Origin of the sequence: Enterobacter cloacae complex sp. ECL411, assembly GCF_021869665.1 — a bacterium.
In the GTDB taxonomy this organism is placed as follows: Bacteria; Pseudomonadota; Gammaproteobacteria; order Enterobacterales; family Enterobacteriaceae; genus Enterobacter; species Enterobacter intestinihominis.
This window is the reverse complement of the sequence record NZ_CP091486.1, coordinates 1,746,812-1,763,937: the sequence shown is the minus strand read 5'-3', so window position 1 is coordinate 1,763,937 and position 17,126 is coordinate 1,746,812. Positions and strand designations below refer to the sequence as shown.

Sequence of the window (17,126 nt, the reverse complement as noted above, 5' to 3'; positions counted from 1 at the left end):
GCGGATCTCGCAGCCAGGGGTCGGTGCTTCCGTTATAATCCGTCTCAGTAAGAGCCTGCGGAATACAAAAATATGGATTATCAATTAACGCTTAACTGGCCCGAATTTATTGAACGTTACTGGCAAAAACGCCCGGTCGTTCTTAAACGCGGGATCAGCAATTTTATCGACCCTATTTCTCCTGACGAACTCGCTGGTCTGGCGATGGAAAACGAGGTAGACAGCCGTCTGGTGAGCCATCAGGACGGGAAATGGCAGGTCAGCCACGGTCCCTTTGAAAGCTACGATCACCTGGGCGAAAGCAACTGGTCTTTACTGGTGCAGGCGGTCAACAACTGGCACGAACCCACCGCAGCCTTGATGCGTCCCTTCCGCGCCCTCCCAGACTGGCGAATGGACGATCTGATGATCTCCTTCTCTGTTCCCGGTGGCGGCGTGGGTCCGCATCTTGATCAGTACGACGTGTTTATTATTCAGGGTACCGGTCGCCGTCGCTGGCGAGTGGGCGAAAAAGTGCCAATGAAGCAGCACTGCCCGCACCCGGATCTGCTTCAGGTTGATCCGTTTGAAGGGATCATTGATGAAGAGCTGGAGCCAGGCGACATTCTGTATATCCCGCCAGGCTTCCCGCATGAAGGTTATTCCCTGGAAAACTCGCTAAACTATTCGGTTGGTTTCCGCGCGCCAAGCGGCCGCGAGATGATCAGCGGATTCGCTGACTATGTTTTACAGCGCGAGCTGGGCAGCCATCGTTACAGCGATCCGGATGTTCCGGCGCGTGAGCACCCGGCCGATATTCTGCCAGAGGAGCTGGATAAGCTGCGCGGTATGATGCTGGATCTGATCAACGAACCGGAGCACTTCAGACAGTGGTTTGGCGAGTTTATCAGCCAGTCGCGTCACGAACTGGACGTCGCACCGCCAGAGCCGCCGTATCAGGCAGATGAAATTTATGATGCCCTCCAGCAGGGCGATAAGCTGGTTCGTCTGGGCGGATTACGCGTATTGCGCATTGGCGAAGAGGTATTCGTCAACGGCGAGCGCCTGGACTCTCCACACCGTCCGGCACTGGAAGCGATTGCCAGCCATATGGTGCTGTCTGCGGATACCTTTGGCGACGCGCTGGACGATCCCTCCTTCCTCGCCATGCTGGCCGCGCTGGTGAACAGCGGGTACTGGTTTTTTGAGGACTGAGTCATGATGTTTGCCGGGTGGCGGCTACGCCTTACCCGGCCTACAAAAGCCGTTCCCGTAGGCCCGGTAAGCGATGCGCCACCGGGCTTTTTTTACTTCCGCTCCCCCGCCGCAAAATCCTCAATCTCACCCGCCCAGTCTGCCGGATATAACCCCTCCCGCACGTCCCGATGAAACGATGAATAGGGCCAGTCGACGACTTTCCCGACATAGCCATGCTTCAGCGGATTGATGTAGACGTAATCCATATGCCGCCGATAATCCTGTTCATTGCGAATAGTGTGTTCCCAGAAACGCGGCTGCCAGACGTGGTGCATCTCAATGTTGCGGCTAAACATTTTTTTAATGTCGCGCCAGCGCGACGAAAAGTCACTGTCCCCTTCCGGTAAGGTCCAGATACAGTGCATATGTTCAGGCAGGATAACCCAGGCGTTAATGGTGAAGGGCTTCGCATGCTTAACCGTGGCGGTAGCGGAACGCAGGCTGTCGATGTGGCGGGTAAGTAAATCGCTCTGGCGGTTTTGCAGATTGACGGTGAAAAACCAGGTCCCACCGGGGATGTAGTGGCGGCGGTAGTTTGACATTGGCACTCCTTGCCCATTGCCCGGTGGCGCTTCGCTTACCGGGCCTACGATCGAAATGTAGGCCGGGTAAGGCGTAGCCGCCACCCGGCATGAAACATTACCGCTTCGCGGTTAACTCTGCTATCCGCACAATCACCTGCACCGCTTTTTCCATCCCTTCCAGCGTCACGAACTCATGCTTGCCGTGGTAGTTATATCCACCGGTAAACAGGTTCGGGCACGGCAGGCCCATAAATGACAGCTGCGAACCATCGGTTCCACCACGGATCGGTTTCATCACCGGCTCGATATCACAATCGCGCATCGCCTGCTGGGCGATATCAAGAATGTGCGGATGCTCCATCACCTTCTCGCGCATATTGTAATAGCTGTCTTCGATGATGAGCTCAATATAGCAATCCGGATGCAGCCCCTTGCCGACCTTTTTCGCGATCTCCATCATCTTACGCTTGCGCGCTTCAAAGGCTTTGCGGTCAAAATCGCGGACGATATAGTGCATCTGCGCGCTGTCCACGTTCCCCTTGATGTTGGTCAGATGATAAAAACCCTCATACCCTTCCGTCATCTCCGGGCTCTCTTCGGCAGGAACTTCCGCATGAATACGCGCAGCCAGCGACAGCGCATTCACCATCACCCCTTTCGCAGAGCCCGGGTGCACGTTATTCCCGACGATTTTGATCGTCACCGATGCCGCGTTAAAGTTTTCATACTCAAGTTCACCCACGCCGCCACCGTCGACGGTGTAGGCCCACTGAGCGTTAAACGCCTCGACGTCAAAATGTTTCGCGCCTTTTCCTACCTCTTCATCCGGCGTGAAGGCCACGCGGATATCGCCATGTGGGATATTTTTGCCCTTCAGCACCGCCAGCGCCGTCATGATCTCGGCGATACCCGCTTTGTCATCGGCCCCCAGCAAGGTTTTGCCGTCGGTGGTGATTAACGTCTGCCCCAGCAGCTGATGCAGTACAGGGAACATCACCGGCGACAGCACTTCGTCGCCAATGCCCAGCGCAATATCTCCGCCGCGGTAGTTTTCAACAATCTGCGGATTAACGTGTTTACCGCTAAAATCAGGTGAGGTATCGACATGAGAAATAAAGCCAATCGCCGGGATATCTCCCTCAACGTTGGCCGGCAGCGTTCCCATCACGGTCCCTTTTTCACTGAGCGTGACATCAACCAGCCCCATGGCCTCCAGCTGCTCTTTCAGCAGATTTAGCAGCTTCCACTGGCCTTCGGTGCTTGGCACCTGTCGGACCCCCGGCTTAGATTGGGTATCCAGCGAAACGTAATGTAAGAAACGCTCAAGTAGTTTATCCATGCAGTCACCCTCACTTTTTGTGACAACATTATCATTAAGCAGCAAAACGCAAATATTGCGTCAGGTCACTTTTATCCCGCAAACGAGAACTTTTTACGTTTATATCGTTCTGCGTTAATAAATGTAGCTTATGAATAAGTGAGAAGGATTGGCGATTCAATGGGTTTGCCGTAGAATGTCCGCCCTCATTACGAGTCACCAAGGTGGTTACACACAAACCCCGCTTCAGTCTGCTGCCTGAGGCGTCTATATGGGACAGCGCGAAAATTGAATACACAACCCCGTTCCCTTTCACCGCTGGTGCAACTGGAACGAATTCGTAAAAGTTTCGATGGCAAAGATGTCATTTCCGATCTTAATCTGACCATCAATGACGGTGAGTTTCTCACGCTGCTTGGCCCCTCCGGCTGCGGCAAAACCACCGTCCTGCGCCTTATTGCCGGGCTGGAAAGCGTCGATAACGGCCATATCCATCTTGAGAACCAGGACATTACCCAGGTCCCTGCCGAAGATCGCCACGTCAATACCGTCTTTCAGAGCTATGCCCTGTTCCCGCACATGACCGTGTTTGAGAACGTGGCGTTTGGCCTGCGGATGCAAAAAACACCCGCCAGCGAGATCCCGCCGCGCGTTACCGAAGCCCTGCGCATGGTGCAGCTGGAGACATTCGCCCAGCGCAAGCCGCATCAACTTTCTGGTGGTCAGCAGCAGCGTGTGGCCATTGCCCGCGCCGTGGTCAACAAACCACGCCTGCTCCTGCTGGATGAATCCCTCTCCGCGCTGGACTACAAGCTGCGCAAGCAGATGCAGAACGAGCTGAAAGCGCTTCAGCGTAAGCTCGGCATCACGTTCGTGTTTGTCACTCACGATCAGGAAGAAGCCCTGACTATGTCAGACCGTATCGTGGTGATGCGTGAGGGCAAGATTGAGCAGGACGGCACACCGCGTGAAATTTACGAGGAGCCGAAAAACCTGTTCGTCGCCAGCTTCATTGGCGAAATCAATATTTTCAACGCCACGGTGATTGAGCGTCTGGACGAGCAGCGCGTGCGCGCCAACGTGGAAGGCCGCGAATGCAACATCACGGTGAACTTTGCCGTGGAAAAGGGACAAAGGCTCAACGTTCTGCTGCGCCCGGAAGATCTTCGCGTCGATGAGATCCACGACACGGCTGACGCCGAAGGTCTGATCGGTTACGTTCGCGAACGCAACTACAAAGGGATGACCCTCGAATCCGTTGTGGAACTGGAAAACGGCAAAATGGTGATGGTTAGTGAGTTCTTCAACGAGGACGATCCGGACTTCGACCACTCGCTGGATCAGAAGATGGTCATCAACTGGGTAGAAAGCTGGGAGGTTGTACTGGCTGATGAAGAACACAAGTAAGTTCCAGAATGTGGTGATTGCCACGATCGTCGGTTGGCTTGTGTTGTTTGTCTTTCTTCCCAACCTGATGATCATTGTAACCAGCTTCCTAACCCGCGACGACGCGAACTTCGTCGCGATGGTCTTTACGCTGGACAACTACGCACGCCTGCTCGATCCGCTCTACTTTGACGTGCTGCTGCACTCGCTCAATATGGCGCTGATTGCCACCGTTGCCTGTCTGGTGCTGGGGTATCCGTTCGCGTGGTTCCTGGCTCGCCTGCCGCAAAAAGTGCGTCCGCTGCTGCTGTTTTTACTGATTGTGCCATTCTGGACCAACTCGTTAATCCGCATCTACGGGCTGAAAATCTTCCTCAGCACCAAAGGTTATCTGAACGAGTTTCTGCTGTGGCTTGGGGTTATTGATACGCCGATCCGCATTATGTTCACTCCGAGCGCGGTGATCGTCGGCCTGGTCTATATCCTGCTGCCGTTTATGGTGATGCCGCTTTACTCAAGCATTGAAAAGCTTGATAAACCACTTCTGGAAGCCGCGAGAGACCTGGGGGCCAGCAAGCTGCAAACCTTTATCCGCATCATTATCCCGCTGACCATGCCGGGCATTATTGCCGGATGTCTGCTGGTCATGTTGCCTGCGATGGGCCTGTTCTACGTGTCGGACCTGATGGGCGGGGCGAAAAACCTGCTGATCGGCAACGTGATCAAGAGCCAGTTCCTGAACATCCGCGACTGGCCGTTCGGCTCGGCCACCAGCATTACGCTGACGGTGGTAATGGGGCTGATGCTGCTGGTTTACTGGCGTGCCTCACGCCTGCTGAATAAGAAGGTGGAGCTGGAATGATCGGTCGACTGCTTCGCGGCGGTTTTATGACCGCCATTTATGCGTATCTTTATATTCCGATAATCATTTTGATCGTGAACTCCTTTAACAGTTCACGCTTCGGGATCAACTGGCAAGGGTTTACCACCAAATGGTATGGCCTGCTGATGAACAATGACAGCCTGCTACAGGCCGCTCAGCACTCGCTGACGATGGCGGTATTCTCTGCCACCTTCGCGACGCTGATTGGCTCGCTGACCGCCGTGGCGCTGTACCGCTACCGTTTTCGCGGTAAGCCGTTCGTCAGCGGTATGCTGTTTGTGGTGATGATGTCCCCGGACATCGTGATGGCCATTTCACTGCTGGTGCTGTTTATGCTGCTGGGCGTCCAGCTCGGTTTCTGGTCGCTGCTGTTTTCGCATATCACCTTCTGCCTGCCGTTTGTGGTGGTAACCGTCTACGCGCGACTGAAAGGATTCGATGTACGCATGCTGGAAGCGGCGAAGGATCTGGGAGCCAGCGAGATGACCATTCTTCGCAAAATCATCCTGCCGCTGGCGATGCCTGCCGTGGCAGCCGGATGGCTGCTCAGCTTTACCCTGTCGATGGACGACGTGGTCGTGTCCTCCTTCGTCACCGGGCCGAGCTACGAAATTCTGCCGTTGAAGATCTACTCAATGGTGAAAGTCGGTGTTTCACCCGAAGTGAACGCGCTGGCGACTATTCTGTTGGTGTTATCGCTGGTTCTGGTGATTGCCAGCCAGGTTATTGCTCGTGATAAAACAAAATCTCAGGGGACACAGAAATGAAAAAAATGCTTGCCGCTGCGGCACTGGTGCTCGGAATGGGTGCCGCGCATGCTGATGACAGCAAAACGCTCTATTTCTACAACTGGACCGAGTATGTGCCGCCGGGCCTGCTGGAGCAGTTCACCAAAGAGACGGGCATCAAGGTGATCTATTCGACCTACGAGTCGAATGAAACCATGTACGCCAAGCTCAAAACCTATAAAGATGGCGCGTATGACCTGGTGGTGCCGTCGACCTATTTCGTCGACAAGATGCGCAAAGAAGGCATGATCCAGAAGATCGATAAAACGAAGCTAACCAATTTTTCAAACCTCGATCCTGAGATGCTAAACAAGCCATTCGACCCGAACAACGATTATTCGATTCCGTACATCTGGGGCGCGACGGCAATTGGCGTCAACAGCGATGCCGTTGATCCAAAAACGGTTTCATCCTGGGCTGATCTTTGGAAGCCGGAATACAAAAGCAGCCTGCTGTTAACCGATGATGCGCGCGAAGTGTTCCAGATTGCGCTGCGTAAACTCGGCTACTCCGGCAACACCACCGATCCGAAAGAGATCGAAGCGGCGTATAACGAACTGAAAAAGCTGATGCCAAACGTGGCGGCGTTCAACTCGGATAACCCGGCTAACCCGTATATGGAAGGTGAAGTGAATCTGGGGATGGTCTGGAACGGCTCTGCGTTTGTGGCGCGTCAGGCCGGTACGCCGCTGGAGGTGGTCTGGCCGAAAGAGGGCGGCATCTTCTGGATGGACAGCCTCGCGATCCCGGCTAATGCGAAAAACGTCGATGGCGCCCTGAAGCTGATTAACTTCCTGCTGCGCCCGGATGTGGCAAAACAGGTGGCGGAAACTATTGGTTACCCGACACCAAACCTGGCTGCGCGGAAGCTGTTAAGTCCTGAAGTGGCGAATGATAAATCGCTTTATCCGGACGCTGAAACCATCAGCAAAGGGGAATGGCAGAACGACGTCGGTGACGCGAGCCGCCTGTATGAAGAGTATTATCAGAAGCTAAAAGCAGGCCGTTAATGCACAACGGGCGACGCAAGGTCGCCCGTTACCCTTACAGCCCCTTCAGGAGTTTATCCACAAAGGCTGGCACCACCTCGCTGGCCAGACCGTAATGCTTCTCTTCAAACTCACTCCCGACCTGGCTTGGCTCCAGATTAAGCTCCACCGTATGGGCACCTTGCAGTCGCGCTTCGTGAACAAACCCCGCCGCCGGATAGACATGCCCTGAGGTACCAATGGCGATAAAGACGTCCGCCATGGCCAGGGCGCTGTAGATCTCATCCATTCCCAGCGGCATTTCGCCAAACCAGACCACATGGGGACGCAGACGCGAAGGGAACTGACAGCAGTGGCAGCGGTCTTCGTCCAGCACGTCCTCTTTCCACTCCAGCACCTGCCCACTCCATGCGCACCGCACCTTGAGCAGTTCGCCGTGCATGTGAATGATGTTGTGGTTTCCGGCTCTTTCGTGAAGATTGTCGATGTTTTGCGTCACCAGCAGAAAACGATCCCCCAGCGCCTCCTCCAGCTTTGCCAGCGCCAGGTGCGCCGCGTTTGGCGCAATCTCCGGCTGCTGAAGCTGGCGACGACGGGCGTTGTAAAACGCCTGAACCAGCGCCGGATCGCGGGCGAAACCTTCCGGCGTCGCCACATCTTCTACTCGGTGTTCTTCCCACAGCCCGTCCGCCGCGCGGAAGGTCTGAATACCGGATTCGGCGGAGATCCCCGCCCCGGTCAACACCACCACTCTGGGTTTATCCATCGCTTCTGGCATCATCCTGTCTCTGAAAAAGATCCGCTGACGCAGGCGTTCACGTAAGCGGCGTTTATTTTTGCGAAAACGGCTGAGTCGACCCTGGCGACGCGACAGCATAGTAACCTCGTAAACTAATCGGTGAGATGAAGGAATGCGGCTCCGCGCATGCCTCCTGCGTCCCCGTGTCGCGCACGCTCAATGCGCGGCACGCGGGCGACCGGCAATAAATGTCGGGGCAAACGCCCGGACAGCTGTTCCGTAATCGCAGTGAAATTTGACAGCCCTCCCCCGATCACCAGCAGATCCGGGTCGACGATGGTCAGGATATTCCCCAGACACACCGCCAGCAAATCAAGATAGCGCTCAACGTGCTCACGCGCCTGCGCGTCTCCCTGCTCCCACAGCGTAATGATTTGAGGGGCCTCAAGTTTCTGATGATAGAAGTGTTCATAAAGCCATGCAAACCCGCGCCCTGAAAGGTAACTCTCAATGCAGCCGTGCTGACCACAGCCGCAGCGGGTAAGCGGGAAATCACGACCAACGACGTCCAGCGCATCCACCGGCAGACGGATATGACCAAATTCTCCGGTAATGTAGCTGCGCCCGGTTATGGGCTTACCGTTAATGACAATCCCGCCACCGACGCCCGTTCCGAGGATCAGCCCCATCACCAACGGATAGCGACGAAACTCGTCGTCCCAGGCCTCTGAGAGAGCAAAACAATTGGCATCGTTGTCTAAGCGCACGTCGCGCTCAAGGAGAGCAGAAAGATCGGCACGCAGGGGTTTGCCGCTGGCAGCAGGAACGTTGGCGGCATACAGCGTGCCGTCGTCGGTTTCGGGCATACCCGGTATACCAATGCCGATGCTGCCTTTTACGCCAAAGCGTTCATCCGCCTGCGCCACCAGCGCGGCAATGGCGGTTAAAAATTCATCGTAGCTATCGCGCGGCGTAGGCACGCGGGTTTCCCATTGTAGCTTAAGGTCTTTATCGAACACGCCGAGCGCAATCTTGGTGCCGCCAATATCAAATCCGTAATACATGATGCATTCCTCTGTTTGATTCAGCGGCCAAAAGACCGCTAAACCATGACGAAATTACTGGCCACTTAATACCCTCGCCGGATCAATTCGGCTTGCGCGACGCGCCGGATACCAGCTTGCCAGCAGACTCAGTAAAAGTGCTGTAACCAGCACATAAATGACGTCCAGCCAGTGCAGTTCAGACGGCAGGAAGTCAATAAAATAGATATCGCCTGACAGGAATTGATGGCCGATAAGCGCCTCAATCCCGTTGATAATCGGCGTCAGCTGAAGAGACACCACCACGCCGATGACCACGCCGCAGAGGCTACCAAACAGCCCCGCCAGCAAACCGTACCAGACGAAGATGGCGCGAATAAGACCGTCTTTCGCCCCTAAGGTACGCAGCACGGCAATGTCGCCGCTCTTGTCCTTAACGGCCATGACCAGCGTAGAGACGATATTAAAGCACGCCACGCCAATCACCAGCACCATCGCCAGATACATAATCGCGCGGATCATCTGGATATCACGGTACATATACCCGTAAGTGCCGATCCAGCTTTTGATGTAGACATAGTTATTGGTCACGCTGCCAGCGTCACGCACCAGTGTATTGGCGTTGAAAACGTCGTTAACCTTAATGGCAATGCCCGTCACGCTGTCGCTCATATCCAGATACTGGCGCGCATCTTCCAGCGGCACCATCGCGAAGCTGTGATCGAGCTGGCCGCTCAGCTGCAAAATACCGGTGACGTGCAGACGCACGCGCTTAGGTTGCTGCAATTTGTGATCAGCGCTGGCGTTCGGGATCATGATCGAGACCCAGTCGCCCTGCTTCACCTTCAGTGCATCGGCAACGCCTTTGCCCATGATGATCTGCTGTTCGCCAGCCTTAAAGTTTGCCCATGCACCATTTTGCACATAGCGAGGCAGCGCGCTCAGACGCTCCTCCTGACGTGGGTTCACCCCTTTCACCTGAATGGCGCGCAGGTTTACCCCGCTCTCTACCAGCCCGGTAAAGTTGATGTAAGGTGCAGCCGCCGCAATGCCGGGTACCTTTTCCACTTTGTTCAGGGCATCACGCCAGTTGGACCACGGCTGGTTAACCGGCTCGATTTCACCGTGGGGTACAACGGCCAGAATGCGGTTATTCAGTTCGCGCTCAAAGCCATTCATGGCGCTTAAGCCCACGATTAGAACCGCCACGCCCAGGGCGATACCGATGGTGGAGATCACGGAGATAAGGGAAACCATCCCGCTCCGGCGACGACCGCGGCTAAAGCGTAACCCAATGAGTAACGATAACGGTGAAGCCATTACTCCGCTCCCATCAGCGTCAGTTCTGCATTCAGACGACCGTCGCGCATTTCCAGCTGACGGCCCATCCGCTTAGCCAGCTGCAAATCGTGCGTGACCACCAGAAACGCGGTTCCCTGCGCGGCGTTCAGTTCGCCGAGAAGCTGGAAAATGCTGTCTGCGTTACGCGCATCGAGGTTACCTGTCGGCTCATCCGCCAGCACCAGGCGCGGGTTGTTGACCAGCGCACGGGCGATGGCCACACGCTGACGCTCGCCGCCGGAAAGCTCAGACGGACGATGATTCCCGCGATGACCCAGCCCTACCGCGTTTAGCATGTCGCTGGCGCGGGCATTGATTTCTGCGGGTTTCTTTTTACCAATCAGCAGCGGCATCGCCACGTTTTCCAGCGCCGTAAAGTCCGGCAGCAGGTGGTGGAACTGATAGATAAAACCCAGCTCACGGTTACGCAGTTCGGCTTTCGCCGTAGACGACATTTTACTCAGCGGCTGCCCGGAAAAGATCACATCGCCTTCGGTTGGCGTGTCCAGCCCGCCCAGCAGGTGCAGCAGCGTACTTTTGCCGGAGCCGGAGCTGCCAACAATCGCCATCATCTCGCCTTCACCCACGCTAAAGCTGACATTGTGCAGCACGTCGGTCTGCACAGCGCCTTCCTGATAGCGTTTGGACAGGTTGTCGCACTGCAACAGGATCTTATTCATAACGTAAAGCCTCAGCGGGTTGAGTGGCGGCAGCCCGCCAGGAAGGATAAAGCGTAGAGAGCAGCGCAATAGCCATCGCGGCCAGCGCAATACCGACCACCTGGAGCGGCTCGATAGCCACCGGCAGCGCCGCACCATCAAGCAGCGCGCCGATAATCGGCATGAGATTGTTGAGCTGGCTGGCGAGCAGCGCACCCAGCGCCGCGCCGAGCAGCGCGCCGATGATGCCAGCGCTGGCGCCCTGCACCATAAATACAGCCATGATCTGGCGCGGCGTCAGCCCCTGGGTTTGCAGAATGGCGACTTCGCCTTGCTTCTCCATCACCATCAGCCCGAGCGAGGTGATGATATTAAACGCGGCAACGGCCACGATCAGGCTCAGCAGCAGCCCCATCATGTTTTTCTCCATGCGCACGGCCTGGAACAGTTCGCCTTTGCGGTCGCGCCAGTCCTGCCATTTCGTTCCTTCCGGTAGCGTCTGCTGGCTAAGGGTATCCACCTTCAGCGGCGCATCAAGCCACAGACGCCAGCCGGTGATATTTCCCGCCGGGTAGCGCATCAGACGCGAGGCGTCCTGAATGTTAACCAGCATCTGGTAACCATCGACTTCGCTGTTCGCCGCAAACGTGCCAATCACGTTGAACAGGCGCTGGCTTGGCAGACGCCCCATCGGCGTAAACTGACTGGCTGAGGGCACCATCACGCGCAGTTGATCGCCACGGTTGACCCCGAGCTGCCCGGCAAGCTGCTCGCCGAGGATGACGTTGTATTTACCCGCTTCCAGGTCGGTTTGTTTTACGTTGACCAGGAACGGCGTCAGCGGATCTTTTTGCGCCGGATCGATACCCAGCATCACCCCGACCGCCACGCTGCGGGCGCTTTGCAGCACCACATCGCCCGTCGTGAGGGGCGCAACGCGCGTGACACCCTGTAACTTCACCGCGCTTTCCGGCAGCTGTTGCGGGTTAACGGAGCCCTGAGTGGAAGAGAGAACGGCCTGCGGCATCAGCCCCAGGATATTGTTTTGCAGCTCGCGCTCGAAGCCGTTCATGACGGAAAGCACCGTCACCAGAGCCATCACGCCAAGCGTAATGCCAATAGTTGAAAGCCAGGAGACAAAGCGACCGAAGCGGTCCGCGGCGCGCCCACGCATGTAACGTAAGCCTATGAAGAGTGCGACAGGTTGATACATGAAATCCGTCTGTTTGCTGATAGCAGACCCACGAGTATATAAGCGAATCCGCTAAGCGTAAATGACTGAAACCGTAAGATTCGGTAATCATTTTTCCGAAAAATTCAGATAAATCATCATGCTACTGACTGAACTTCCGCCATACAGCCTCCACCTTTTCCGAAAATCGTCCTGATACAGACTGTTACCCGTTACATCGGGGTTTCATTTTACAACAATCGACCTTTCGTTTATGGCAACAAGGTCGTCACGCACAATGAAACAAAAAGCATTATGGATTAACCAGATAAAAGGGCTGTGCATCTGCCTGGTGGTGATTTACCACTCGGTGATCACCTTTTATCCTCACCTGGACGGGCTACAGCATCCGTTGTCGGGCCTGCTCGCCAAATGCTGGGTCTACTTTAATCTTTACCTCGCACCGTTCCGTATGCCGGTGTTTTTCTTCATCTCCGGCTATTTGATTCGTCGATATATTGACGAGGTGAACTGGCGCACCAGTCTCGACAAGCGGATCTGGAGCATTGTCTGGGTGCTGGCCCTGTGGGGCGTCCTGCAATGGCAGGCGCTGACCCATCTGAATGCCTGGCTCGCCCCCGAGCGTGAACTGGCGACAGCATCCAATGCGGCCTACGCCGATTCCGTTTCAGGGTTTGTACTGGGAATGCTCACGGCCAGCACCAGCCTGTGGTACTTGTACGCCTTAGTAGTCTACTTCACGCTCTGTAAACTGCTGAGCCGCTGGAAACTGCCGATGCTGGGGCTTCTGGCGCTGGCAAGCATCGCCATTAACCTCCTGCCTTTACCATGGTGGGGAATGAACAGCGTGGTGCGCAACATGATCTACTACAGCCTCGGCGCATGGTACGGCGCGCAGTTGATGACGTGGATGAAAGGGATGAATTTGCGCCGCAGCTGGCTGGTACTTATCGCCTCTGGCGCGGTGTCGGTTGTGCTGTGGTTCGCTAATGTTCCTCTGCCGCTATCACTGCTGTCGATCGTGGTCATCATGAAGCTCTTTTACAGCTTCGAGCAGCGTTATGCCGTTCATCCCAATAATCTGCTGAACGTCATCGGTTCAAACACCATCGCGATTTATACCACCCACCGCATTTTAATTGAGGCGTTTAGCCTGCTCCTGATTCGCGAAATGAATGCGGCGTACTGGCCGATCTGGGCGGAGTTAACGCTGATTCTGGTCTATCCGTTCGTCAGCCTGCTCGTCTGCACGCTGGTTGGACTGGGCGCACGTAAGCTCTCGACCGCCCTCTTTGGCGACCTTTTCTTCTCCCCTCCCGCACGGCTTACGCCACAGCTCGCCAGCCGCTAACCTACCCTGCCCCCATCCGGGGGCACTTTTCCTCTTGTGCGGTTACGATTTGCTTATGCATAACGATCGAGGATAATAAAGACATTGCGTATCAGTGATATGCCCCAATACTGTTGGTATATCCCCAAGAGACCCTGACATAGCCATGCCTGAACACTATCGTTTTTCCTTGCCTGTAAAAGCAGGTGACCAACGCCAGCTGGGCGAACTGACAGGCGCGGCCTGCGCCACGCTGGTGGCGGAAATTGCCGAGCGCCATCCGGGGCCGGTGGTGCTGGTTGCCCCGGACATGCAAAACGCCCTGCGCCTGCACGACGAAATTCGTCAGTTCACCGAAAGTCTGGTATTCAGCCTGGCCGACTGGGAAACGCTTCCCTACGACAGTTTCTCTCCGCACCAGGAGATCATCTCCTCACGCCTGTCGACGCTGTATCAGCTCCCCACCATGCAGCGCGGCGTGCTGATTGTGCCGGTGAATACACTGATGCAGCGCGTCTGTCCGCACAGCTATTTGCACGGCCATGCGCTGGTGATGAAAAAAGGCCAGCGCCTGTCGCGCGATGCCCTGCGCGTGCAGCTTGACGGAGCCGGTTACCGCCATGTCGATCAGGTGATGGAGCACGGCGAATACGCGACGCGCGGTGCGCTGCTGGATCTCTATCCGATGGGCAGCGACCAGCCGTATCGTCTGGATTTCTTCGATGATGAGATCGACAGCCTGCGCGTGTTCGACGCCGACACCCAGCGCACGCTGGAGGAAGTGGACTCCATTAATCTGCTGCCCGCCCATGAGTTCCCGACGGATAAAACCGCCATCGAACTGTTCCGCAGCCAGTGGCGCGACAGGTTCGACGTGAAACGTGATGCCGAACATATCTACCAGCAGGTCAGCAAAGGCACCCTTCCGGCCGGGATCGAGTACTGGCAGCCCCTGTTCTTTAACGAACCGCTGCCGGCGCTGTTCAGCTACTTCCCGGCGAATACGCTGATTGTTAACACCGGGGATATCGACGCCAGCGCCAGCCGCTTTGAAAGCGAAACGCGCGCCCGCTTTGAAAACCGGGGCGTTGACCCGATGCGTCCGCTGCTGCCGCCGGAAATGCTGTGGCTGCGTACCGACGAGCTCAACGCCGAGCTAAAACGCTGGCCGCGTATGCAGCTCAAAACCGATTCGCTTGCCGATAAGGCGGCGAACACCAATCTCGCGTTCCGGACGCTGCCCGATCTGGCCGTCCAGGCGCAGCAGAAATCCCCGCTCGATAACCTGCGCAAGTTTCTTGATTCCTTCACCGGGCCAGTGGTGTTCTCCGTTGAGAGTGAGGGTCGTCGTGAAGCGCTGGGCGAACTACTAGGACGGATCAAAGTTGCGCCGAAGCGCATTCATCGCCTGAGCGAAGCGACCGGAAATGGTCGTTACCTGATGATCGGCTCCGCCGAGCACGGATTTATTGATACGCTCAATAACCTGGCCTTGATTTGTGAAAGCGACCTGCTGGGCGAGCGCGTGGCGCGCCGTCGTCAGGACAGCCGTCGCACCATCAACCCGGACACCCTGATCCGCAACCTGGCCGAACTGCACCCCGGTCAGCCGATCGTTCACCTGGAACACGGTGTGGGTCGCTATCAGGGAATGACCACCCTCGAAGCAGGCGGCATCAAAGGTGAATACCTGATGCTGACCTACGCGAACGACGCCAAACTGTACGTGCCAGTGTCGTCCCTGCACCTTATCAGCCGCTACGCCGGTGGCGCGGAAGATAACGCGCCGCTGCATAAGCTGGGCAGCGACGCCTGGTCACGCGCGCGGCAGAAGGCGGCGGAAAAAGTGCGCGACGTGGCCGCCGAGCTGCTGGACATTTACGCCCAGCGTGCGGCCAAAGAGGGTTATGCGTTTAAGCATGATAAAGAGCAGTACCAGCTGTTCTGCGACAGCTTCCCGTTTGAAACTACGCCGGATCAGGCTCAGGCCATAAATGCCGTGCTGAGCGACATGTGCCAGCCGCTGGCGATGGATCGCTTAGTCTGCGGCGACGTGGGCTTCGGTAAAACCGAGGTAGCAATGCGTGCCGCTTTCCTGGCGGTGGAAAACAACAAGCAGGTGGCGGTGCTGGTGCCGACTACCCTCCTCGCCCAGCAGCACTTCGACAACTTCCGCGACCGCTTCGCCAACTGGCCGGTACGCATTGAGATGCTGTCGCGTTTCCGCAGCGCCAAAGAGCAGACGCAAATCCTGGAACAGGCAAGCGAAGGCAAAATTGACATTCTGATCGGCACCCACAAGCTGCTGCAAAGCGACGTGAAGTGGAAAGATCTGGGGCTGCTGATCGTCGATGAAGAGCACCGCTTTGGGGTGCGCCACAAAGAGCGCATCAAAGCGATGCGCGCCGACGTCGACATTCTGACCCTGACCGCCACGCCGATCCCGCGCACCCTGAATATGGCGATGAGCGGCATGCGCGATCTGTCGATTATTGCCACCCCGCCGGCGCGCCGTCTGGCGGTGAAAACCTTTGTTCGCGAGTACGACAATCTGGTGGTTCGCGAGGCGATCCTACGTGAAGTGCTGCGCGGCGGCCAGGTATATTACCTGTATAACGACGTTGAAAACATTCAGAAAGCCGCCGACAGGCTGGCAGAGCTGGTGCCGGAAGCGCGCATCGCCATTGGTCACGGCCAGATGCGCGAGCGCGAGCTGGAGCGGGTGATGAACGACTTCCACCATCAGCGTTTCAACGTGCTGGTATGTACCACCATCATTGAGACCGGGATCGACATTCCGACGGCGAACACCATCATCATCGAACGCGCGGATCACTTCGGCCTGGCCCAGCTGCATCAGCTGCGCGGGCGCGTCGGGCGTTCGCACCATCAGGCCTACGCGTGGCTGCTGACGCCGCATCCGAAGGCGATGACCACCGACGCGCAAAAGCGTCTGGAAGCTATCGCCTCGCTGGAAGATCTGGGTGCTGGTTTTGCGCTGGCGACGCACGACCTGGAGATCCGCGGCGCCGGTGAGTTGTTGGGTGAAGACCAGAGCGGCTCCATGGAAACCATCGGTTTTTCTCTGTATATGGAGCTGCTGGAAAATGCCGTCGACGCGCTTAAAGCCGGACGTGAACCGTCTCTGGAAGATCTCACCAGCCAGCAGACCGAAGTGGAACTGCGCATGCCTTCCCTGTTGCCGGATGATTTTATTCCTGACGTGAATACCCGTCTGTCGTTCTACAAACGCATTGCCAGCGCGAAACGCGAAGGCGAGCTGGAAGAGATTAAAGTCGAACTGATTGACCGTTTTGGGATATTGCCCGATGCGGCGCGCAACCTGCTGGATATTGCCCGCCTGCGTCAGCAGGCGCAGAAGCTGGGCATTCGTAAGCTTGAAGGCAACGAGAAAGGCGGCGTAATTGAGTTTGCCGAGAAGAACCACGTCGATCCGATGTGGCTGATTGGCCTTCTGCAAAAACAGCCGCAGCATTTCCGTCTTGATGGCCCGACGCGTCTGAAATTTACTCAGGATCTGACGGAACGTAAAATCCGCATGGACTGGGTGCGTAACTTTATGCGTCAGTTGGAAGAGAACGCCATCGCATAACGGTTTCCCCCGCCAGCGCCCGGCTGGTGGGGGACAATTTACAAACTCTTTGCACTTCGCCCGATCTTCCCGACCATACATTCAC

General features: G+C 56.4%; 14 protein-coding genes. 7 read left to right on the top strand and 7 right to left on the bottom strand.

Annotated features, from left to right (window positions below; genetic code table 11):
* Window positions 1-72 precede the first annotated feature (72 nt).
* Entirely contained in the window at window positions 73-1,194 is a 1,122-nt protein-coding gene (locus L3069_RS08355) for a cupin domain-containing protein (RefSeq protein WP_022647767.1), read from the top strand.
* Window positions 1,195-1,286: 92 nt separating this feature from the next.
* Here L3069_RS08355 and L3069_RS08350 read toward each other — a convergent pair whose 3' ends face one another.
* On the bottom strand, window positions 1,287-1,778 hold the full coding sequence (locus L3069_RS08350) for a transposase (RefSeq protein WP_038415854.1): 492 nt from the start codon (window positions 1,776-1,778) through the stop codon (window positions 1,287-1,289).
* Window positions 1,779-1,875: 97 nt separating this feature from the next.
* Window positions 1,876-3,099, bottom strand: a complete 1,224-nt coding sequence (gene pepT / locus L3069_RS08345) for a peptidase T (RefSeq protein WP_022647765.1) — start codon at window positions 3,097-3,099, stop codon at window positions 1,876-1,878.
* Window positions 3,100-3,336: 237 nt separating this feature from the next.
* Here pepT and potA point away from each other — a divergent pair, with 237 nt between their 5' ends.
* From potA to potD, 4 genes are read left to right on the top strand one after another with little or no spacing between them, the layout of a single operon-like run.
* Entirely contained in the window at window positions 3,337-4,485 is a 1,149-nt protein-coding gene (gene potA, locus L3069_RS08340) for a spermidine/putrescine ABC transporter ATP-binding protein PotA (protein WP_165771749.1), read from the top strand.
* The gene (potB, locus tag L3069_RS08335) at window positions 4,469-5,326 is read left to right on the top strand and encodes a spermidine/putrescine ABC transporter permease PotB (protein WP_022647763.1); all 858 of its coding nucleotides are present in this window, start codon (window positions 4,469-4,471) and stop codon (window positions 5,324-5,326) included. The genes potA and potB overlap by 17 nt, the downstream gene beginning before the upstream one ends.
* Complete coding sequence (potC, locus tag L3069_RS08330) at window positions 5,323-6,114, top strand: spermidine/putrescine ABC transporter permease PotC (RefSeq protein ID WP_015570805.1); 792 nt, start codon at window positions 5,323-5,325, stop codon at window positions 6,112-6,114. The genes potB and potC overlap by 4 nt, the downstream gene beginning before the upstream one ends.
* On the top strand, window positions 6,111-7,145 hold the full coding sequence (potD, locus tag L3069_RS08325) for a spermidine/putrescine ABC transporter substrate-binding protein PotD (protein ID WP_022647761.1): 1,035 nt from the start codon (window positions 6,111-6,113) through the stop codon (window positions 7,143-7,145). The genes potC and potD overlap by 4 nt, the downstream gene beginning before the upstream one ends.
* Before the next feature lie 34 nt (window positions 7,146-7,179).
* Here potD and cobB read toward each other — a convergent pair whose 3' ends face one another.
* From cobB to lolC, 5 genes are read right to left on the bottom strand one after another with little or no spacing between them, the layout of a single operon-like run.
* Complete coding sequence (gene cobB / locus L3069_RS08320) at window positions 7,180-8,001, bottom strand: Sir2 family NAD+-dependent deacetylase (RefSeq protein ID WP_022647760.1); 822 nt, start codon at window positions 7,999-8,001, stop codon at window positions 7,180-7,182.
* A 14-nt stretch (window positions 8,002-8,015) separates the two neighbouring features.
* Complete coding sequence (nagK, locus tag L3069_RS08315; RefSeq protein ID WP_038415849.1) at window positions 8,016-8,927, bottom strand: N-acetylglucosamine kinase; 912 nt, start codon at window positions 8,925-8,927, stop codon at window positions 8,016-8,018.
* Between the two features lie 54 nt (window positions 8,928-8,981).
* A complete protein-coding gene (gene lolE, locus L3069_RS08310; RefSeq protein WP_038415848.1) occupies window positions 8,982-10,226 on the bottom strand; it encodes a lipoprotein-releasing ABC transporter permease subunit LolE in 1,245 nt (414 codons plus the stop codon).
* Window positions 10,226-10,927: a lipoprotein-releasing ABC transporter ATP-binding protein LolD gene (lolD, locus tag L3069_RS08305; protein WP_032624471.1), complete on the bottom strand. Its 702-nt coding sequence runs from the start codon at window positions 10,925-10,927 to the stop codon at window positions 10,226-10,228. Before lolD ends, lolE begins: the two co-directional genes overlap by 1 nt.
* On the bottom strand, window positions 10,920-12,119 hold the full coding sequence (lolC, locus tag L3069_RS08300) for a lipoprotein-releasing ABC transporter permease subunit LolC (RefSeq protein WP_017384712.1): 1,200 nt from the start codon (window positions 12,117-12,119) through the stop codon (window positions 10,920-10,922). The genes lolD and lolC overlap by 8 nt, the downstream gene beginning before the upstream one ends.
* A gap of 256 nt (window positions 12,120-12,375) precedes the next feature.
* On the opposite strand from lolC, the gene L3069_RS08295 reads away from it, so the two are divergent.
* Both L3069_RS08295 and mfd read left to right on the top strand, forming a co-directional pair.
* On the top strand, window positions 12,376-13,449 hold the full coding sequence (locus L3069_RS08295; RefSeq protein WP_038415846.1) for an acyltransferase family protein: 1,074 nt from the start codon (window positions 12,376-12,378) through the stop codon (window positions 13,447-13,449).
* A 145-nt stretch (window positions 13,450-13,594) separates the two neighbouring features.
* Window positions 13,595-17,041 (top strand): transcription-repair coupling factor, encoded by a 3,447-nt coding sequence (gene mfd / locus L3069_RS08290; protein ID WP_038415845.1) that lies wholly within the window; start codon window positions 13,595-13,597, stop codon window positions 17,039-17,041.
* Window positions 17,042-17,126: the final 85 nt, after the last annotated feature.